Origin of the sequence: Klebsiella sp. CN_Kp100, assembly GCF_040065315.1 — a bacterium.
Lineage (GTDB): Bacteria > Pseudomonadota > Gammaproteobacteria > Enterobacterales > Enterobacteriaceae > Klebsiella > Klebsiella oxytoca.
Window position 1 is genome coordinate 21,050 of sequence record NZ_JBEAIJ010000040.1, and the last position, 20,484, is coordinate 41,533.

Below are 20,484 nucleotides of genomic sequence, written 5' to 3' on the forward strand. Positions count from 1 at the left end.
TTCACCCAGGAGGACGGTATTAAATTTGTTTTTCACAATAAGCTCTCTAACCATTCGGTAAACACCCGAACTTTGCGGGAAAGATGGCGGTGCGGATACAAAAGTGACAGTTTGCGATCGGGGGTAGGATTGTCGGGTAAGACTTCCACTAACAGCCCCCGGTCGAGATAAGGCTGTAAAAACACGTTCATCCCCTGGACTAATCCCAGGCCTGCCAGCCCCGCAGATAAATAGGTTTCTGAGTTATCCACGACCAGCTTACCGGGAAGCGTCATTTCAACGGGGCCTTCTGGCGTGGTAAACGTCCACGGCATGCTTTGTCGGCTGTTGCTGTTAATCCAGTTGATCGCCTGATGCTGCTGTAAATCCTCCAGCGTGTTCGGCGCGCCGTAGCGGGCAATATAGGCCGGGCTGGCGCAGGTCGTCATTTTAATATTGCCCAGCTTACGGGCGATATAGTCTCCGTCATCCAGTTCCCCGACGCGGAGCAGGCAGTCAAGACCATCGCGCAGCATATCTCTCCGGCGATCTGAGCTACTAAGAATGATTTCGAGGTCAGGATGCTGGCGATAAAAATCAGGAAGCCTGGGGACAACCAGTAAAGTTGCAAAAGCGATGGGCATATCAACCCGCAGCTGGCCGCGCAGTACGCGATCGGCGCCAAAAGACTCCAGCAGCTCATCCGCCTGGGAGAGTAAAGGTTTACTCCGGTGATAAAACGTTTCCCCGTCAGGCGTCAGGCTAATGCGACGCGTGGTTCGCTGCAGCAAACGCGTACCGCAGTGCTGCTCAAGCAGCTGTAAGGCTTTCGTCACGGCGGGGCGATGAACTTGCAGGTTTTCTGCTGCCTGAGTAAAGCTGCCTGATTCGACAATTTCAATAAAAATTCTTATAGATTCAAAGAGATTTAATTGCATGGCTGTATTCTTTTGCCTGATGCCAGAGTAGATATTGTTATCAATTTTATAATAGTGATGAACTTTTTTAGCTATTTTTCTAAATAATCTAACGTCATACACTCCTTCCAGCAAAAACGACCCGCGCCGTAGCGCCACTGCGAAGGATAATCCATTATGAAAACTAACCGTATCTGCCAGATCCTGCATATTGAAAAACCGGTGATTCAGGGCCCTCTCTCCTGGTTGACCGATGCCCGTCTAGTCGCCGCAGTCAGCAATGCCGGGGGACTTGGCGTACTTGGCCCTAATGCCGGATTAACCGCCGCGACTGCGGTATCAACGCCCGAAGAAACCGCTGAAAAAATGCGCGAAGAGATTCGTAAAACTAAGCAACTGACCGAAAAGCCTTTTGGTGTGAACCTGATCCCCTCTCCAGACAATGACATCTGGACCCCACCCATTCTGCAGGTAATTAAAGAAGAGGGCGTCAGCGCTGTGGTTTATACCGGCTACGGTGAAGGGGCGATCATTCCGTCGTTATTTAATGAACTTAAACAGGCGGGCATTGCTATTATTTATCGCGATATCAATCCAACGCCTGAAAATACTCGTCTTGCTGAAGAGGCCGGCGCCGATATCATTGTCGCGACCGGTTTTGATGAAGGGGGAACCTTGCCGGGCACCGCGCTGGGTACTTTTTCAATCGTGCCGCTGATTGCCGATGCGGTGAAAAATATTCCGCTAATGGCTGCGGGTGGTATTACTGATAACCGCACCGCCAGAGCGGCGCACGCATTAGGCGCAGAAGGGGTATTTGCCGGTTCGGTGTTTATCGGAACGGAAGAGAGCAGGGTACCGCTGTCGATTAAAAACAGAATTATTGCCGCCAACGGTCTTGATTTGCTGCTGTTCCGCACGCAGCCGCACTACTATCGCTCCCTGCCGGGCAGGCTCGCTGAAACTTTGGTCGCAATGGATAAGGCCGGCGCAAGTCATGAAGAGCTCGGCAGAGCAATGGGGGGATTGCGTGGCTTGCGTATTGGCATGCTGGAGGGGAATGCTGAAGAAGGCTATATCTCACTCGGTACGGGGATCGGCACTATCCGCAGCATCAAAAGCGCCGCCAGTGTTGTGAACGAGTTAGCCGTAGGCTGAAAACCGACGCAACAAAATCATGACGGGATCTCGCGGTTGCCAAACCCCGTCATGGCATCACGCACCAAACGCGCCGTCAATGGTCTGCATGGCTCCTGTTACGAACGAGGCTTTCGGGCCTGCCAGCCCCGCGACCATTGCTGCGACTTCTTCGGGACGACTGTGGCGTTTAATAAATACTACTTTTGAGCCACGAGGCAATATCCTGGGTAGGTATATTATTTTGTGCATTCCACGTTTTATTCATTGGCCACCACATACCGTCTCCCCTGGCAAAAGCTGCGCGATAGCGAAGCATTCCATCGTCCGGGTTTGAACGTAGTTGTTCCAGTAGAGTGGGCAACGTGAGTACCTTTTTTGAAAAGCATTTTTGAGTTACCCGCTCAACGGTGTCCGCCAGTTTTCTATAGGAAGTGGTTTCTCCGGCGATAAAGATAACGTCATTTCTCACCCGCGGTTGTTGCAAATAAATCGCGGTGGTCAGACGGCCAATATCCGCGGGTGTTGTTACGGTAACCAGGGTATCCCAGCTGCCGAGGGCATTAATCGTGTTTTGCGATAAATTCACCACGTCGAAGGCAGGCTCGAAAAGAAAACTGGTAAACATACCGGTCGAAATAATCACCCATTCTGTGGCGATTTGTTCCCGTAATAATGTTCTGACATCATACTGTTCGTCCCAGACGGGTTGACCGCTGTCTTTTCCGACTACATCGTAATTTACGCCAAACTGCCAGGGAAAATAGCGCTTCACTCCGGCCTCCAGTACCGCACGGGTAATCTTTATCTGGGTTCCTGTGCCAGCAATAAAGCCCATGCAGTTGATGATGGTATCAAACTCTGCAAACGGGCCCGTTAACGATGCAACCGTACCAGCGGCTACGTCGCAGGCAATAAATTCTGCCCCCGCCGCCGCCAGTTGTTGATGGCTAGCAGAAAGCAACTCCCCCCGATCGCCCCACGATCCTGGCGACACGATAACCGCGACGGTACCATTTTGTCGCTTGACCGCCGGGATTAATGAGCTGAGTACGGCTGCGCCCAACTGTCCCGCTCCCAGCACTAATACCTTTTCACCTGCATTAATATGAGATTCTCTCATTCTGACTCCTTACTGATCAGATCACACTATCGATTGGGTTTACGGAAGTTTAGGTCGATCAGCTACATTCGATAAGGACTCAACATTGGGTTAAACTGTTCACAAATATGGAACAATCTCGTGGGTGAAGGGGCAAAATGGATAAGCTGGAATCAATGCAGGTCTATGTTTGCGTGGTGGATTCACACGGGTTCGCCAGAGCGGCTGAAGTGCTGGGGCTGCCGCGCTCAACGGTATCGCGGGTGATTAAAGAGCTTGAAGCATACCTGGGAATTCAGCTTTTACAGCGTACCACCCGTAAGCTTAGCGTGACGGTAGACGGCCGCAGTTATTATACAGAGTGCAAAAGGCTTCTGGCTGAGATCGCCACCCTGGAGTCCTCTTTCCCCGGTAGATTTGCGCAGCCCAGAGGACGCTTTAAAGTGGGTATGCCGCAGTCCCTTGCCCGACATTGTATTATCCCAGGGCTGCCGGAATTTCTGCAGCAGTATCCCGGTCTGGATATCACGATTTGTTCAAGTGATGACGTAGAAGATATTATTCAGGAAGGGTATGACTGCGCGATACGAACGGGCAGAATCGACGATTCGACCACTTTGGTTGCCCGACCGCTTGCCAGCTTTCGCTGGGCGATTCTCGCATCTCCAGACTATATTGCCGCTCATGGTCGGCCGGAAACTCTTGACCAACTGGAACAGCATCGCGCCGTTGGCTACCTGAACCACCGTACCGGTCGGAGTATCGAGTGGCATTTTTCGCTTGCTGAGGGGGATTATGCCCTTCGCATGAAAGAGACGCTGGTCGTCGACGACACGGATTCCTACATTCAGGCCGGAATACAAGGGCTTGGGCTCATTCGGGTTGCCAGCTATCTGGCTATGCCGTACCTGCGCAGCGGCGCGCTGGTCTCCTGTCTGGAGAACTTCTCTTCCGCTTTGCCCCTTTCGCTGGTTTATCCGCAAAACAGATACCTTCCTCCTTCGGTACGGGTCTTCTATGCGTGGAGCAAAGCGCTGTTACAGCAGGCGGTCACTGACGAATAATCGCTATCCAGGGCGTTAATATTCGGGCCATTAAGCCGCGATTATGTGAGCGCCGTAACCTTGCTTCCGCCACGCGAGCAAAATAAAACTTGCTATCAAACTACTTTTGTGCGATCAATATATAGTTGATTTACTCCACAGATCCAGTAATGAAACGAGTAGTAAAGCAGTTCTCATCTCAAGCGTTATCCATCGATAATCCTTCTTTAGAGTCTCCTTTTCGTTATTAATTAATTCTGTGAAGCAAATAGTGTTAAGTTTTTTGAACCTGCGACAACGATGACGGTCTAAGCCCGAGTAGACAAGTTCAGAAGCTGACGCGAACGGTGATAGCAAAAGTGGTAGTTTTAGTATCGCCGTTTAGCGTGAAAAAGTGCAAAAGAGATATCGCTATCCTGAAAGCACGCAACTTTTTATTGAAATTTACCGAACATTACGTGCCCTGAGGGCAAATTAAGCAAACAACAACATTAAAAAATCGCTGGTGCAGTAATAGAGCTCAATCTGGACTAAGCTTCAGAGGTATCTATCAGAAGTAATGACAATGAGTCATTGTTATTCTCAACCATTCAGAGCAGCGCGATGACGCTGTAACAGAAAGCCGGGAAGGTGATTTCTGTGAATGTTCCTGCGGTAGAGAATGTTGTAGCAAAAAGAGGCTAACATCATGATTGACCACATTCATTTTAGGTGCCCATGCTGTCATGGGTCACAGTACAGAACATCGACTTACGATGTGTCTGAAAAAAATCCGTTTGGCGCGAAATGCATTTTTTGTAAATCGGCAATGATTACATTCGATAATATCGCCCCGCATATTGCCAGAAACTCGGCATCGCTCGAGTTACGCAAGTAACCTGGCGGCCCTGAAAGGGGCCATTAATCTTAAATTATTCAATATTGTCACCCTTTTGTCACTAAGCTGCCTGCGGGCGGCTTTTTTGTGTAAAAAAATCGCTTACGATTCGCAGGCGAAAGCATTATGGCCATAATTACAGTACATAACTGGTAGCACCGGCATCCGGAAAGTGTGATCTTGATCAATGTTGCCTGCCCGTAATGCCATTAAAAATGAGATAAGAAAAATAAATGTAATGGATTAATGGTGATTAATATGGCGATTAAAGAGTTTTTTATTCAGACACAACCGGAAAGGCGCCGTTATGGCGTAGCGCTATTTGTCGGGGTGGTTGCAGGGATTATGTCTGCGTTCGTTAAATGGGGTGCGGAAGTTCCTTTACCCCCTCGAACCTTTTCCGGTGGCAGGGATGAGTTTAATCCGCCGTATCTTTTCTTGCGCGACTATCTGGGAATTGACCCCACGCATACGGTATATACTTTTTCCGAGCATATCATTAATCCGGTTATGGTGACGCATATTATATTCTCTCTGGTGTTTGCGGTGGGATATTGCGTTGTTGCTGAAATCTTTCCGAAAGTCAAATTATGGCAGGGGGCGTGGGCAGGGATTGTTGCTACCATTGCCGTTCACTGGATCTCATTTCCGTTACTGGGCCTGACGCCTTCCTTATTGAATATTCCTGCAGATGAGTATATTTCGGAGTTAGTGGGGCATATTTTTTGGTTCTGGGCGATTGAGATGATTCGTCGCGACCTTCGCAACCGCATTACTCACCAGCCTGACGCCGAAGTGCCTCTGGATGCGCCCTTCAGATAATTGGCTCCGCAGGAACCCGTGTTTCCACGGGTTCTTGTGGCCAGGACTGTCAGACTAAACCAGAGCACGCGGCATTGTATTCAGCGCGAAATTGAGGATCTTTTCGCCATCAAATGTAGCGTAGGGCAAGCTTTCAATAACAGCAATTTCCTGAGGTAAATGCAACGCAGCAATAAATTCGGCAATTTTATACTGAATATGTGGCGCGATCAGAACGCCATCAACGGCGGGGGCGATGCTAAAGAAGTTTTCAACCCCAACGGCGCTGATTAAGCGATCGCATTGTCGGTCATCGGCTATTTTTTGCATCCTTCGGGCAATAATACCTGCCGTTTCGCCGAACAGACAGCAGATTAGTCGTTTTTTCACGTTTTAACCCTCGGTGAGTAACCGTAGCTACCTTATTCCTCTCTGATTAACGAAAATGCGCGCTGCATTAATTTTTCATGGCAATTTATGCAGATATTTCTTGTGTCTGAGAGCATCACAGATACATCAATCGACGGCCTCTGTGACGCTGTGAATGGCAGGAGGTTAACGCGCAGACTACTTTATTTTCCGTGAAATTACGAAGCGATCGCCAACTCGCGTAAGCTTTGCTCCATGTGTACAGTACTCAATAGCAAAATTAAAGAAGTCATCGGAGTCGAGCTCGAAATCCAGTTCTATTTTAACGGTATCATCGGACTGCAGTAGCTGCTTTGCCTGTTCCAGATTGCTGGCTTTTAACATGGCCATCTCTTCACCTCGTTTTAGCGCTGGTGGGATCCGGGGTTTAGCTTACAGCCTTTATTTTACGTTACCGTGACATGACTATTGCCTGAACTTCTGCCGTTTGCCCACGGAAATCATCGCTATGGCTGAGCCGATAGCGATGGTATTAAGTACATTCTCAATCAACGTTATTGAAGTAGTCCCGCGCCGCCGCCTCAACGTTCTTTGCATCAATGCCCGTTTTCTCGGTGATAGAAGCAACAAACGGCTTGAACTTCTCCGTCATCACATGGCCGCCATCCCAGTGGGCAACATAAAAGCGGCACTGATAACGATAAAAGTGGAGAGTCTTATCTCCTAACGTGTAATACATATGAATCTCCAGTTCAGTATGTCGGGTGGACAACAGCAGGTTATGTGCAAAGAGCGCATCTACGGATTCTATCCTCCTCCCAAATTGAGGAAATTTCCAGCGCGCAGTGCAAAACCATCTGGAATACGTAGGTCCGGAAGTGGCCTGCCTGCGACAGTCATGGTCTCAGGCAGAATTTTACGTCTTTTTATGTTTTCGCCTCAATGTTTGCCGGGCGGCTTGATAAACTCAGCTGAAAAATTAATACTGTATATAAATACAGTATTGGTGTGAGAGGATCTATTATGATGTTCAGTAAACCGGCTGAAATACGTGAAATCTTGTCGATTCCGATGTTTAGCGACCTTGTGTCGTGCGGCTTTCCCAGCCCGGCGCAGGATTACATCGAGAAGGGGATAGACCTCAATGAGCTTTGTATCAGCCATCCTGCGGCAACCTATTTTGTTATGGCGACCGGCATGTCGATGGTAGATGCCGGCATTTATGAAGGTACGTTGCTGGTGGTGGATCGCGGCCTGAAGGCGAAGCATGGTGATATCATCATTGCCGCTATCGGCGGCGAATACACGGTTAAACGCCTGTGTACGCACCCTACGATGCAACTGCTGCCGATGAATCCGGATTTTCCGCCGATTGTGCTGCACAACGACGGTGAAGAGCTGGAGATTTTTGGCGTAGTCACTTTCAGCATCAACAGGCTGCGCTGATGTTTGCTCTGGTCGATGTGAATTCATTTTATGCCAGCTGTGAAATGGTCTTTCGTCCTGATTTACGTGGGCGCCCCGTGGTGGTGTTAAGCAATAACGACGGCTGCGTAATCGCGAGGAATCACGAGGCTAAACTGCTGGAGATCCCGATGGGCGCGCCGTATTTCAAAATGAAATCACAGTTTGAGCGTCATCAGGTGGCGGTATTTAGCAGCAACTATGCGCTTTATGGCGATATGTCCCAGCGCGTTATGACCCTTCTTGAGGAGCTGTCTCCCGCGGTGTATCAATATTCCATTGATGAAGCGTTTGTGAATCTCAGCGGCATCCATCGCACTGAGGAGCTTGAAGCATTCGGGCGCCACGTGCGAAGTACGCTGCTGCAGTGTACAGGATTGACGGTCGGGGTCGGGATCGGGCCGACGAAAACGCTGGCCAAGCTGGCTAATTATGCGGCCAAAAGATGGCCAAAATTCGAGGGTGTTGTCGATCTCTCTTTACAAGCCAGGCAGAGGAAACTGTTGGCGAAGGTTGCCGTCGGCGAAATCTGGGGGGTGGGGCGGCGCATGGCGAAAAAGCTGAATGATATGGGAATTACCACGGCCCTTGAACTTGCCGAAATGCCCGCTTCCCTCATCAGAAAACATTTCAGCGTGGTGATGGAACGCACCGTGCGTGAGCTACGAGGTGAGTCCTGCCTTGAACCTGAAGAGTATATGCCCACGAAACAGCAAATCATTAGTTCGCGTTCATTCAGTCAGAAGGTAAGCGAATATGGGCCGATGCGCGAAGCCATATGCAGCCATGCGGTACGCGCGGCGGAAAGGCTGCGCGCGCAGCATCAGTATTGCCGCTATGTTTCGGTATTCCTGAAAACCAGTCCTTTCGCCGGCAATGACGTCTATTACGGTAACGATGCCGGGACAGAAATTCACATTCCGACTCAGGATAGCCGGGATATCGTCGCCGCGGCGGTAAAATGCCTGGAGACTATCTGGCGGGAGGGACACCGATATCAAAAGTGCGGTGTGATGCTGGGTGATTTCTTTAGCCGGGGCGTGGCCCAGTTAGGCCTGTTTGATGACTATCGCCCGCGCGCCAACAGCGAACAGCTGATGGAGGTGCTTGATTTTGTGAATCGGCGTGAAAAAGGTCGGCTCTGGTTTGCCGGGCAGGGGATTACGCGTAGCTGGGAGATGAAACGGCACAGGCTGTCTCCAGCCTACACCACCCGGTTCAGCGACCTGCTGCGGGTCAAACTGTAAGCCAGTATGAACGGGCGCTTTATTCGCTGCCGCAAGCTGTCGCCAACAAGCCCTCTCGGATACCCCGGTCAGCGTAACGCCGGGAGCGAGCGAAGAGAACTTTCCCGGAACCGATGCAGGCGCACCGACCCGGGAATCCGCCATCAGACAGCTAGCGCAGCGCTTACTTCAGACCTGCCAGTTCCTCTGCGGTCAGCGCTAAGGTTTGCGTCGTTCCGCTCTCGGCCGATTTTACCGCGGCTTCCAGCACAGCCATTACCGCCAGCGCCTCTAACGGCGATACCGGATTGTTGATTTTGCCGGTCAGCGCGTCGCGGACGTGAATATAGTACTGGCGCTGATCCCCTTGCGGGGCGCTGATTTCACGTGACTGCAGGTCTGCATCGTACAGGACCAGACTATCGTCGTCTTGGCCCCAGTCCTGGCTCCCCGGCGTCACCCCCGCCAGCAGCTGGCTCTCCTGCCGATCAGCGCGCTGTTTAACGACGCTGCCTTTATCGCCATGAACGGTAAAGCGCGCCACCCCACCTGCCACCAGCATGCTGCAGTGCAGAACGACTTTATGTTGCGGATAGTTGAGGACCACATGCGCCCAGTCGTTGATTTCCGCGCCTTCACGCAGGGTAGCGATATTTCCCTGGACCGACTGAGGCAGACCGAATAGCTGTAGCGTCTGGTCGATCAGGTGCGGACCTAAATCAAACCACAGGCCGCTTCCCGGTACGTTCTGCTCCCGCCAGCGGACACGTACTTCCGGGCGGAATCGGTCGAAATGGGACTCAAAATGTTTCACTTTGCCGATAAGCCCTTGTTCGATAACCTGCTTCACTCCCAGATAGTCGCTATCCCAGCGACGGTTATGGAACACCGACAGCACCCGCTGTTTTTCCTCCGCCAGCGCAATCAGTTCGCGGGCCTCCTGCATATCCAGGGTAAACGGTTTATCGACGACGACATGTTTACCGGAATTTAAAGCCAGACGGGCAAGGGGAGCGTGCGTCGCGTTAGGCGAGGCGATGACGACCAGATCGACTTCCGGATACTGAATCGCCGCTTCAGGCGATGCGATGACGGTGACGTCCGGCAGGTCGCGTTTGACCTTCTCTTCATCGCGCGAGGCGACAATCGCCAGATTCAGGCCTTCGACGGACTGAATCAGCGGCGCATGGAAAGTCTTGCCGACGAAGCCGTAGCCAATCAGGGCAATATTAATAGTCTTAGCGTTACTCATAAGCATCTCCGCGTTATTTAGTCTCAGCGATATTAAGTTGTGTTGAGCCGTTGTCCTGCAATTCTTTCCATGGCCGGTCGAGAAAGAGCTGATGGATGTCGGCGAGCCCGGCAACCAGCCAGGGCTCGCAGTGATTCAGTTTCAGATGATCGGCGACCAGCCAGTGTTCTGCGCTGGCCGCCAGCATGGCGCGCTTGACTTCAGCATCCGCTTCCTGACTGGCGCTAAGGCCGAGGTCGGCGTGGAGTGCGCAGGCGCCGAGGATCGCGATATCCGCCCGATAGCGTTCCAGCAGAGATACCGTCGCGCTTCCGGCAAACAGGCGCTGCTGTCGGTCCCATTTTCCACCCAGTAAAATCAGCTCAATATCCGCGCGATCGCTGAAGTGTTGTGCAATATCCAATGAGGTGGTGATGATCGTCATCGGGCCCTGTATCCAGGCGGCGACGGCCAGCACGGTGCTACCCGCATCAAGAAACAGCGTCGATCCGCCGGGGATCTTCTCCGCCACCATTTTCCCGATCCGCTGCTTGGTATCCGCCAGCAGCGTATTGCGGTTCTGGCGATTCATTATCGAGAGATTAAGCGCGATAGCGCCGCCGTGGTTTTTCTGGGCAAGCCCCTGTTTTTCAAGGTCGCTAAGATCGCGGCGCAGCGTATCCGCAGATACCTGCAGTTTATCAACCAGTTCGCTGATGGTGACCTGGCCTTTTTCACTAAGGATATCAATGAGGTATTTTTGTCTGGCCGTTTTATGCACTATTATGACCCCGCAAAATGCTGCAATAACTCGCATAATACAGCATTTTGCGCAAAAAGAAATCGGCAGCATCGGCGGTCTGGCGCTAACGACGCAGCTGCCGCGTTTTGTCCCGGCGAATAATAATCCTTCGCGTAGTCCAGATCGGGCTGAGTAACGGCTGCGGTATTTAAAATCGGGTAGGTAGGTGGTGTATGGCCAGGAGTTTGCCATTTTCCAGCTGGATATAGTGACCTTTTTTTAATTCGGCGAGCATTTTCATAATACTGCTGCGTGATAACCGAGTACGGTCAAGAATATACTGATAGGCGGCTGTACTGGCGCGGATTTCGTCGGGTTCCTGAATCAGCATCAGCAACTGATAACGCAAAATATCAAAGCTGGTGGGCGCCGTCAGCATCTCGTTATAAATGAAAATTTTATTTGTCACAAACATAACGTGTTTAGCAACCAGGTCCCAAATCTGCTTTTCTTCGACTATCGCCATCACCTGTTCATAGGGAAGCGTAGCGATTTCAGATTCAGCCATCGTACGCAAATGAAGGTGTTCCGACAGTGGAACGGTAAAACCCAACGCCAGCGGGGCGGAAAGAATGCCGAGGGAGAAGGCATCTTCATTGCGCACGATCAGCACACTGCCTTTACGCACGAAGTGGCATAAAGGTTGCGATCCACGGCGGAAAAAAAGTTTGCTGCTTTTTTTCCATAGGCGGTAATCCTCATCGTGGGTTATCGCGGCAAGCAGAGGCGTCAGATGAGGTGACGGTACTTTGATATCGATATGACGATCGCGCGCAGCCATAGAACATTCTGTTTAATCTGCCATGACATTAAATCTAGCAGAAGATAGTCGTTGGGCAACAGGACACAAGTTTGGCGTAACTTTCAGTATTTCAACGGGATTCCCTGTTTGATCTGCAACAAAATCCCGCGTTCGGTGGTGATATAACTGCCTTTTTTTAGTTCGGCAAGGATTTTCATAATGCTGCTGCGAGAGAGAAATGTCCGCGACTGGATATAGTTTGCCGCAGTAATGCTCTGCCGAATCTCAGCGGACTCCTGCATCAGCTCATATAATTGTGAACGGATAATCGCGTATGAGCTTGGTGCGGAAATGCGGGTACAGTGATCGTAAACGCGTCCGGCAGTATAAATAAGTAAATGCGCGAGGCTTTCCCACAGGTCTTTTTCGGCAATAATGGTATTGGCGGTAAATAAAGACAGGCTGGCGATACGAGAAGGCTCCATCGTTTGCATATAAAGATAGTCGGCTGCGGCCAGCTGATTGCTTAGGCCAAAAACGTAAGGCGCGGACTCTGAGTTCATCATAAAACCATCCCGGGTGCGAAAAAGCGCAATACTGCCGGAGAGCAGTAAGTAACATTTACGAGAACTATCATTCTCGTAGTTAATTTTTTGTCTGGGATGTGTTTCAAATATGTTAGACCCGGGCTTGAGGTGAGTAATAAGATTTTCAATATGCGACGTTGGTTTGAAAGATAAAGCCCCATACATACTTGTTTTCACTGTGTTTATACTATCAGACACGTTTTTATATCTCCAAAAGAATAGCCTGGCATCAATGTGCTGATTCAACTGAGAGTGAAATTATGAGCCAACCGCTAGCGGAGAGTGAATATCTCAGGCGGTGTAAAATTACACCGAAAAATCACTTGAGATAATGGGTGGGTTTATATCAAAATTTAAATCAGGAGCAATGAGGTTGGTTTTTTAATATCACTATTTGTACAGGGCAATATCGCCTGAATGCAGATTTTAATACAAGTATGTTCTTGTGCATTGCCTCCGGCAGGATAATTTATTGTCTAAACAAATGATGAAGCAATGGAACGTCTGCGAAATGATGACGGGCGAATTTGATGCCATGTTTTTATCCGCGGAACGAGAGTAAATTAATTAAGGAGTATCAAAATGAATAATAAAATAATCATGGCGACATTTGCTATCAGCGCCGCTCTGTCGGCGGCAGGCGCTCACGCTGCTGATGGCACCATTAACTTTACCGGTGAAATTCTTGACCAGGCCTGCACCGTAGATATCGGCAGTAATAATACGATGACGGTCGATTTGGGCCGCGTGGCGCGCACCTCATTCCAGAGTACAGGAGATGAGTCTGACGCAACTAAATTCACGATTAAGCTGATTAACTGCCCGGCGAGCGTTAACTCAGCAAAGGTGAAATTTGATGGCGCCAATGACTTAAACAATAGCGATCTTTTAGCTATTACCCAGGGGCCGGCTGCGGCAAGCGGCGTCGCTATTAAGCTGATGACGGCGGATAAAAGTTTGCAAGGGCTAAATCAGGTCAATAGCTATAGCTACCCGTTGGTCACCACGGCTGATAACAATCTTGATTTTTATGCCTCTTATCAGGCGACTCAGGCAGTTGTTACTGCCGGTCCGGCAAATGCGGTTGCCAACTTTACCGTTAACTACAACTAATTTTTGAACGTTAATCAGGGCCACTGCTCGGCCCTGATTATCGCTGGAGTGTGCAATGAAGTTTTTTACCGCAGTGGCGACGGTGGCGCTTTTAACCCTTACTTCAACATCTTACGCGGGGGTGATTATCGGCGGGACGCGGGTGATCTATGCGGGTGATAAAAAAGAGGCTTCATTGAGCGTGACCAATCCCGACGGCCTGGCTTATCTCATCCAGTCCTGGGTCGAACCTTCAATACCGGGTGGGAATAAAGCCCCTTTTATTATTACGCCGCCGCTTTATCGGCTGGATAAAAATCAGCAGAACGTGATGCGTATTATTCTGGCCGGACAGTTATCTCAAGATCGTGAATCAATGTACTGGCTAAACATTAAATCTATTCCGTCGGTGACGCCTCGGGATAATACTTTACAGGTGGCCGTGAAAACACGAATAAAGCTGATTTATCGTCCCGCGGCGCTGAAACAAAGTAGTCCTGAAGAACAGGCGGATAAACTCAGATGGCAGCGAACGGGCGATCGACTTCAGGTCACCAATCCCACTCCGTACTATATGAATTTTAATGAAATAAAAGTAGGAACAGTAAAGATAGACGATGTGACATTCGTCGCGCCAGGTGCAACCCGTTCATACGCTATTCCCTCAGGCGGAACCTCTACGCCAGTTGCATTTAAGCTCATTAATGACTATGGCGGAATTGGCGTAATACATAACGTCATGCCGTAAAAAAAGGATTAAGGCGATAGCGACAGAATAACAATAAAAACTATCGTAATGGAGTGAATGCTTATGAAAGCACAAAAGCGAAAGCCGGAGCATTATCCAGCATACCTGGTGGTTGGCGTCACGCTGTTATTCTCCGTTATGGGAAATGACGCGCAGGGCCGTGATTTTTTTAACCCGGCGCTGCTTGAAATTGATAACCCCGAAATGAAAGGGGCCGACCTTTCAGCTTTTGAAAACGGCGCTCAGGCACTGGGTACTTATCATGTCGATGTGATTATAAATGACAAGGTGGTTGATGCGCGGGATATCGTCTTTTATGCCGTTGAGCGCCAGGGCGGAGTGCCAGAACTAAAACCTTGCCTGACGGTGGACCTGCTACAGAGCTACGGGGTGAAAACGGCGCAATTTGCCGCCTTATCCGGCACCGGGAAATGTGCGGATCTCTCCGCTATCCCGCAGGCAACGTCCGAATTTCTGTTTAGCATGCAAAAATTGCGATTAAGTATTCCGCAAGCTGCGCTTTCACCGGTAGCACGAGGTTATGTCCCCCCGGAACGTTGGGACGAAGGTATTAACGCTGTCATGCTGAACTATATGCTTAGCGGAGCCAACGATTGGGGGCGCCATCAGGACGAAAAGAGCAGCAGTCAATATGCCAACCTGCGTCCGGGCATAAATTTGGGACCATGGCGGCTGCGTCACTACTCCACCTGGAATCATGACAGCCAGGGGGAAGAGAAGTGGGAGACGATTTACAGCTACGCGCAGCGCAATATTATTGCGTTAAAAGCTCAGCTGACGCTGGGCGACAGTACGGCGCCAGCGGATATTTTCGATAGTATGCCTTTTCGCGGCGGCCAGCTTGCGTCTGATGATGACATGCTGCCGGAGTCGATGCGCGGCTATGCCCCGGTGATTCGCGGGATAGCAAGATCGCATGCGCAGATCGTTATTCGCCAGAATGGTTATGTTATATACCAGGACTACGTAGCTCCCGGCGCATTTGAAATTAATGATATGTATCCCACCGGCGGTTCCGGGGATCTAAACGTGATCATTAAAGAAGCAGATGGCAGCGAGCAAAATTTTATTGTTCCCTATGCTTCGTTACCGATTCTGCAACGCGAAGGACGATTAAAATATGCCCTGACGGCCGGCCAGTACCGCTCCTGGGACCGCCGCGTCGATAAAACTCCCTTCGGCCAGATGACGGGTATTTTAGGGGCAGGCGGTGGGTTCACGCTATATGGCGGCTTTCAGGAATCAGCCAAATATCAGTCAATTGCCGGCGGCTTAGGAAGAAACCTCGGCGATATCGGCGCGCTCTCCAGCGATGTGACGCAGGCATGGTCGCATCCTCAGGGGGAGAAGAAACAGGCCGGACAATCGTGGCGCATACGCTACAGCAAAAATATGCTCGCCACCGGCACCAATTTCGCTATTGCGGGATATCGCTACTCAACCGGCGGTTACTACGCTATGCAGGAAACGCTGGACTCGTGGGGGAATCCCGGCACGGTGAACCAACATCGGCGCAACAGAATGGAGATGACGCTGAGTCAGGGGCTGGGTGAGCGCGCAGGGTCATTAATGATGAGTGCGATCCGTGAAGATTACTGGCATGCCAGTCGCTCAGCCTCATCGCTGAGCGCCGGTTATAACAACGCCTGGCAAGGGATTAGCTACGGCATTAACTGGACGCGAAGTCAAAATGGCGGAGCATCGGGTGGACAAAACCGCAGTACAGGGAGCGCCGAACAGCTTATTTCACTGAATATCAGCGTTCCGTTGCCGCGTCTGGCCAGCAATACCTGGGCAAATTATGCCCTGAATAGCAGCAAGAGCGGCGGTGCGACCCATTCCGTCGGAATAAACGGCATTGCACTGGAAGGCAATTCGCTGAACTGGAGCGTTCAGCAGGGGTATGGTTCCGGAGGCGACGGATACAGCGGCAGCGCGAATGCAGATTATCGAAGCACCTATGGTGAACTGACGAGCGGCTACAGTTATGACAGAAATAGCGAGCGGCTGAGCTATGGCCTGGCGGGCGGGGTTCTGGCGCATGCCGACGGCATCACGTTCTCGCAACCGTTGGGTGAAACGAATGTGCTGGTAAAAGCTCCTGGCGCCTCCGGCGTCGACATTAATAATCAGAATGGCGCGAAGACCGATTTTCGCGGCTATACCGTAACGAATAATGTATCACCCTATCGTAAAAACGATATTGGCCTGAATACGACAACCCTACCGGAGAATGTCGATTTGGCGATTACCAATAAAACGGTTATTCCGACGCGGGGAGCGGTGGTCCGCGCCGATTATATTGCTAATGTGGGTTTGCGGGCGCTGTTAACGCTAAAACAGAATAATCAACAGCCGGTGCCATTTGGCGCGCTGGTTAATCTGATGGGTAATGAAGGGCGCAGCGCTATCGTCGATGAGGCAGGTCAGGTCTATTTAACCGGCATGCCGCCGCAGGGAACCTTAGACGTTGCCTGGGGCCAGAAAAACTCGCAGCGCTGTCAGGTGGATTATTCTCTGGCTGCAGATAATAGCATTAGCGGAATTAGCATGGCGCAGTTTACCTGTCGCTAGCGTTATTTTTTCAAGCACAAGAGTACTTCTATGAGAAAGTTTATATCTCTCATTATTTTAATGTTGAGTTTAACGGCTGGCTGCTGTTCCGCGGTGACCTGTGAGGTATTACTGGCGCAGATCAATACCGTTGGTTTTGGTACGGTGAATGTTCAATGCGATATCCCGGTAGGGGCGACTATCGCTTCTACCGTCTCCCCGGGCTATGCGCAAGCTGCCATTACTTCGGATAATGGAGAGTCTTGCCCCGGAAATTATTCCATGGTGTATTTGTCGGGTATTGAATCGCCAGTCAGCGGCGTTTATCAAACCAACCTTGAAGGGGTAGGGATCAAAGTAAATGGCATGCCCGGAGATTTTAGCTTACCTCCGGTAACCGCAAACTACATTTTTTACCTGGGATATTATACGGTGTCGCTGGTGAAAACCGGAAATATCACCTCCGGACAATTAACGCCAGGGTTAATTGCTCAGGCGTGGTTTGGTTCTCCTGGCAATTATTTTACCAAAATCTCCCTGGACGCCAGTTCACAGGTAAATGTGCTTAGCTGCTCTATTTCGAGCCAGGTATTGAGTTTTGATCTCGGCAGCGTAAGCGCGGCCGAGTTTGGGTCTGCTGCGGGTTTTTCGCCTCCGCACACGGACACGCAGAATTTGGGACTTAATTGCAACGCCGGAGCAAATATCCATATACAACTCCAGGGGACGCAGAATCCGGACGCCAGCGGCGACCGCAGCGTGCTGGCGTTAACCGGCCAGGGCAGCGAGACCGTTGCGGATGGCGTTGGCGTTCAGCTGCTTTATAACAATGTGCCAGTGCAGCTGAATAATCGCCTGATGCTAAAGCAATCCTCGGGCGGCCTGGAAAGTTTGCCGATTACGGCTCGTTATTATCAGACCAAGCCGGTGGTTAAAGCCGGCGAAGCTAACGCGACCGCAACTCTGGATATGACTTATCAATAGGAGAGGCAATGATCGCCAAATTACATGATTTATGTCTGGTTCTGGTATTGTTTTCCGCTCCGCTACTGGCCGGCGATGTGGTTTCGTTGAATATCAAGGGTAAAATAGTTGCCGCCCCCTGCCAGATCAGCAGCGATAGTGTTGCAAGAACAATTTCCTTGACCGATTCGCAGGGTATCCGGGCGTCTTCTCTCTATACGCCTGGCTCCGCGACGGAGTGGGTACCCTTTGATTTTGATATTGAACGCTGTCCTGCGGGAACGACAACGGCCACGATGCAGTTTTCCGGTAATGCTGATAACGCTGGCCCGGACGATCTTTATCAGAATAGCGGTAGCGCAGACAATATTGCCATACAGCTACAAACGGCAGAAGGGCAGCCTTTAGGTAAGGATAAAACGGTAAGCGGGACGATTGTGAATAATCAATATCGCTACCGCCTGCGCGCGCGGGCATTCAGCCCGCGAGGTGGTGTTACGCCCGGTACGATTAATGCAGTTGTCACCGTGACCTTTACCTGGCAATAAAAGGAAGTACCATGCTTTTCTGTACACTATTTTGTAAATCGGCGATCGCCGTAATTTCGCTGGCGACTATCGTCTGGCTGATGCTTGATATACTATCACAGGGTATCCAGAGGCTATCGTGACCATGCTGAATGTCATTTATAAAAATGATAATAATTTTTTTAAATTAGGTTTTAACGCTCTACTGGAGAGTTTATTCCCTGCGGCTATGTTTAGCTCGTCGGCAGTGAATAAAATATATAAGGGGAAAGATACCGCAACCGATATTATGGTGCTGAGTTTATGCCGCGGGGAGGAGTACATTTGTCATCCCGAGTTACAGCATCGCCGGGGAGGCATCCTTATTGGCCTGGTAGGTAAGCAGTTCCGCAGGCGCGGAGGGATCTTGCCCTCATGCCTGAAGGAGATGATATTTATTCAGCAGGATGAGAAAATTTACCGGATAATTGCGCAAATTAAGCGGGCCCGGATGCAGGAGGCGACTCCCTCGATGAATCAATCCGATATGCGCTGTCATGATTGTCGTCATCGCAAACTCTCAAGACAGCAGGAAAAAGTCGCCGCAGCACTACTGGCGGGGCTTTCTGTCAAAGAGATTGCCGGCAAGCTGGCGCTGAGCGAAAAAACGGTTTTCTCCCATAAGCGCATCATCATGTCAAAATTCAAATTACGCCATGATGTCGACCTCGTGCTGTTGTTAAATTATTTGCGCAGAAGCTCAGCGGGCCATAATGACTAACTTGCAAAAAGCTATTTCTCATCTATGTTTATTCTGCTTGTAACAATGGAGGATAAAAGCATGTGTACCCATTTGCATGATAACGCGCGTCAATACGCCGAAGAGAAAAAATGAACGACTCCCGTTAACCTGTCTTGCCGCCGGCATACGTTCTGGCGACGGACGATCGCGCAGATTAGCCGCTGTATCGCAAAGTTTATCCACGACCCGCCGCCGGCGGGTTCTTCGTTTTTGCGTCCCCACTTTTCGCCAGTGAATTCAGCAGGATGGGCTTATTAACTCTTGCGTAACCGTCGCGTAAGGCTAGACTACGAAAATGTGCATGAGTTAACGGAGGTCCAGTGGACGCCATAAAAGGATCGGAACTGAACGTGCCGGATGCCGTTTTTGCATGGGTGTTCGACGGGCAGGGCGGCGTAAAGCCGCTGGTCGACAGCGATACCATTGATAAAGAGCATCCTTGTTGGCTGCATCTCAATTATACCCATGTAGATAGCGCGGAATGGCTGGCATCGACGCCGTTGCTGCCTAATAACGTACGCGATGCGCTGGGTGGGGAGAGCACTCGTCCCAGAGTGACGAGGATTGGCGATGGGGCATTAATTACGCTGCGCTGTATTAACGGCAGCACCGATGAGCGCCCGGACCAACTGGTTGCGATGCGTCTTTATATGGACGAGCGGTTAGTTGTTTCTACCCGGCAGCGCAAAGTGCTGGCGCTGGACGATGTGCTCGGCGATTTGCGTGAGGGCAACGGGCCGGTTGACGGCGGCGGCTGGCTGGTGGAAGTCTGCGATGCGCTGACCGATCACGCCAGCGAATTTATCGAGCAGCTCCATGACCGGATTATAGATCTGGAAGATGATTTACTCGATCAGCAGGTGCCGCCGCGCGGCTTTCTGGCGCTGTTGCGTAAACAGCTTATCGTCATGCGCCGTTATATGGCGCCGCAGCGTGATGTCTATGCAAGGCTGGCCAGCGAGCGGCTGCCGTGGATGAGCGATGACCATCGGCGGCGGATGCAGGATATTGCTGAGCGTCTTGGCCGCGGTCTGGATGAAATTGATAGCTGCATCGCCAGAACGGCGATTATGAGCGATGAGATCGCGCAGATTATGCAGGAGTCGCTATCGCGAAGAACCTACACGATGTCGCTCATGGCGATGGTTTTTCTGCCCAGTACCTTTTTAACCGGGCTGTTCGGGGTTAACCTCGGCGGCATTCCCGGCAATAGCTGGCATATGGGTTTTTCTATTTTCTGCATAATGTTAGTCGTTCTCATTGGGGGTGTTACATGGTGGTTGCATCGTAGTAAATGGTTGTAAAGAATCGTCTTTTATCGCGATGGCGATGATGAAAACCCGGCAATGTTTGAGCGAAATCAATAAACCATCTACCCATTCAGGGCAATATCTCTCTCGCAGGTGAATGCAACGTCAAGCGATGGGCGTTGCGCTCCATATTGTCTTACTTCCTTTTTTGAATTACTGCATAGCACAATTGATTCGTACGACGCCGACTTTAATGAGTCGGCTTTTTTTTG

Annotated in this window: 21 protein-coding genes and 1 pseudogene; 13 read left to right on the forward strand and 9 right to left on the reverse strand. The window is 50.6% G+C overall.

All coding sequences use genetic code 11. The features are described from left to right. Nucleotides 1-32: 32 nt before the first annotated feature. Nucleotides 33-917: a LysR family transcriptional regulator gene (locus ABLV12_RS16390; protein WP_024274075.1), complete on the reverse strand. Its 885-nt coding sequence runs from the start codon at nt 915-917 to the stop codon at nt 33-35. Nucleotides 918-1,073: 156 nt separating this feature from the next. On the opposite strand from ABLV12_RS16390, the gene ABLV12_RS16395 reads away from it, so the two are divergent. Beyond that, nucleotides 1,074-2,054: a nitronate monooxygenase gene (locus ABLV12_RS16395; protein WP_004101551.1), complete on the forward strand. Its 981-nt coding sequence runs from the start codon at nt 1,074-1,076 to the stop codon at nt 2,052-2,054. A gap of 57 nt (nt 2,055-2,111) precedes the next feature. Here the strand turns inward: ABLV12_RS16395 and ABLV12_RS16400 are convergent. Then, nucleotides 2,112-2,234: pseudogene (locus ABLV12_RS16400) on the reverse strand (oxidoreductase); the annotation flags it as partial. After that, nucleotides 2,224-3,156, reverse strand: coding sequence for an aromatic alcohol reductase (locus ABLV12_RS16405; protein ID WP_348867164.1), 933 nt, complete (start codon nt 3,154-3,156; stop codon nt 2,224-2,226). The pseudogene ABLV12_RS16400 and the gene ABLV12_RS16405, both read right to left, overlap by 11 nt. 137 nt (nt 3,157-3,293) lie before the next feature. On the opposite strand from ABLV12_RS16405, the gene ABLV12_RS16410 reads away from it, so the two are divergent. The 3 genes from ABLV12_RS16410 to ABLV12_RS16420 all read left to right on the forward strand — a co-directional run bounded on the left by ABLV12_RS16410 (nt 3,294) and on the right by ABLV12_RS16420 (nt 5,877). Continuing rightward, complete coding sequence (locus ABLV12_RS16410; protein WP_348867165.1) at nt 3,294-4,199, forward strand: LysR substrate-binding domain-containing protein; 906 nt, start codon at nt 3,294-3,296, stop codon at nt 4,197-4,199. Between the two features lie 667 nt (nt 4,200-4,866). Further along, nucleotides 4,867-5,055, forward strand: a complete 189-nt coding sequence (locus ABLV12_RS16415) for a hypothetical protein (protein ID WP_004101558.1) — start codon at nt 4,867-4,869, stop codon at nt 5,053-5,055. 258 nt (nt 5,056-5,313) lie between these two features. Beyond that, complete coding sequence (locus ABLV12_RS16420; RefSeq protein WP_004112567.1) at nt 5,314-5,877, forward strand: DUF1440 domain-containing protein; 564 nt, start codon at nt 5,314-5,316, stop codon at nt 5,875-5,877. Nucleotides 5,878-5,931: 54 nt separating this feature from the next. On the opposite strand, the gene ABLV12_RS16425 is transcribed toward ABLV12_RS16420, so the two are convergent. Both ABLV12_RS16425 and ABLV12_RS16430 read right to left on the reverse strand, forming a co-directional pair. Next, complete coding sequence (locus ABLV12_RS16425; protein WP_017146020.1) at nt 5,932-6,246, reverse strand: PTS cellobiose transporter subunit IIB; 315 nt, start codon at nt 6,244-6,246, stop codon at nt 5,932-5,934. A 523-nt stretch (nt 6,247-6,769) separates the two neighbouring features. After that, nucleotides 6,770-6,964 carry a hypothetical protein gene (locus tag ABLV12_RS16430; RefSeq protein ID WP_004101565.1) on the reverse strand — a complete coding sequence of 65 codons (195 nt, stop codon included), beginning with the start codon at nt 6,962-6,964 and terminating at the stop codon, nt 6,770-6,772. 284 nt (nt 6,965-7,248) lie between these two features. Here ABLV12_RS16430 and umuD point away from each other — a divergent pair, with 284 nt between their 5' ends. Together umuD and umuC are read left to right on the forward strand one after the other, a co-directional pair. After that, nucleotides 7,249-7,671, forward strand: a complete 423-nt coding sequence (gene umuD / locus ABLV12_RS16435) for a translesion error-prone DNA polymerase V autoproteolytic subunit (protein WP_017146019.1) — start codon at nt 7,249-7,251, stop codon at nt 7,669-7,671. Then, on the forward strand, nt 7,671-8,936 hold the full coding sequence (gene umuC, locus ABLV12_RS16440; protein WP_004112576.1) for a translesion error-prone DNA polymerase V subunit UmuC: 1,266 nt from the start codon (nt 7,671-7,673) through the stop codon (nt 8,934-8,936). Before umuD ends, umuC begins: the two co-directional genes overlap by 1 nt. A 163-nt stretch (nt 8,937-9,099) precedes the next feature. Here the strand turns inward: umuC and ABLV12_RS16445 are convergent, their stop codons facing one another. From ABLV12_RS16445 to ABLV12_RS16460, 4 genes are all read right to left on the reverse strand, one after another. After that, complete coding sequence (locus ABLV12_RS16445; protein WP_064396164.1) at nt 9,100-10,167, reverse strand: oxidoreductase; 1,068 nt, start codon at nt 10,165-10,167, stop codon at nt 9,100-9,102. 13 nt (nt 10,168-10,180) lie between these two features. Next, nucleotides 10,181-10,927, reverse strand: a complete 747-nt coding sequence (locus tag ABLV12_RS16450) for a DeoR/GlpR family DNA-binding transcription regulator (RefSeq protein WP_049592037.1) — start codon at nt 10,925-10,927, stop codon at nt 10,181-10,183. A gap of 169 nt (nt 10,928-11,096) precedes the next feature. Beyond that, on the reverse strand, nt 11,097-11,729 hold the full coding sequence (locus tag ABLV12_RS16455) for a winged helix-turn-helix transcriptional regulator (RefSeq protein WP_004101576.1): 633 nt from the start codon (nt 11,727-11,729) through the stop codon (nt 11,097-11,099). Nucleotides 11,730-11,812: 83 nt separating this feature from the next. Then, the gene (locus tag ABLV12_RS16460) at nt 11,813-12,442 is read right to left on the reverse strand and encodes a winged helix-turn-helix transcriptional regulator (protein WP_032742579.1); all 630 of its coding nucleotides are present in this window, start codon (nt 12,440-12,442) and stop codon (nt 11,813-11,815) included. A 417-nt stretch (nt 12,443-12,859) separates the two neighbouring features. Here ABLV12_RS16460 and ABLV12_RS16465 point away from each other — a divergent pair, with 417 nt between their 5' ends. The 7 genes from ABLV12_RS16465 (at nt 12,860) to zntB (ending at nt 20,266) form a co-directional block, all read left to right on the forward strand. After that, a complete protein-coding gene (locus tag ABLV12_RS16465; RefSeq protein WP_004101580.1) occupies nt 12,860-13,390 on the forward strand; it encodes a fimbrial protein in 531 nt (176 codons plus the stop codon). A 55-nt stretch (nt 13,391-13,445) separates the two neighbouring features. Beyond that, nucleotides 13,446-14,117 carry a molecular chaperone gene (locus tag ABLV12_RS16470; protein ID WP_016807754.1) on the forward strand — a complete coding sequence of 224 codons (672 nt, stop codon included), beginning with the start codon at nt 13,446-13,448 and terminating at the stop codon, nt 14,115-14,117. Nucleotides 14,118-14,180: 63 nt separating this feature from the next. After that, complete coding sequence (locus ABLV12_RS16475) at nt 14,181-16,712, forward strand: fimbria/pilus outer membrane usher protein (protein ID WP_348867166.1); 2,532 nt, start codon at nt 14,181-14,183, stop codon at nt 16,710-16,712. Between the two features lie 30 nt (nt 16,713-16,742). Next, nucleotides 16,743-17,675 (forward strand): fimbrial protein, encoded by a 933-nt coding sequence (locus ABLV12_RS16480; protein ID WP_348867167.1) that lies wholly within the window; start codon nt 16,743-16,745, stop codon nt 17,673-17,675. Between the two features lie 8 nt (nt 17,676-17,683). Then, nucleotides 17,684-18,202: a fimbrial protein gene (locus ABLV12_RS16485; protein ID WP_049127388.1), complete on the forward strand. Its 519-nt coding sequence runs from the start codon at nt 17,684-17,686 to the stop codon at nt 18,200-18,202. Nucleotides 18,203-18,326: 124 nt separating this feature from the next. Next, a complete protein-coding gene (locus ABLV12_RS16490; protein WP_335269904.1) occupies nt 18,327-18,941 on the forward strand; it encodes a helix-turn-helix transcriptional regulator in 615 nt (204 codons plus the stop codon). Between the two features lie 341 nt (nt 18,942-19,282). Then, the gene (zntB, locus tag ABLV12_RS16495) at nt 19,283-20,266 is read left to right on the forward strand and encodes a zinc transporter ZntB (RefSeq protein ID WP_348867168.1); all 984 of its coding nucleotides are present in this window, start codon (nt 19,283-19,285) and stop codon (nt 20,264-20,266) included. The last annotated feature ends 218 nt before the right edge of the window (nt 20,267-20,484 follow it).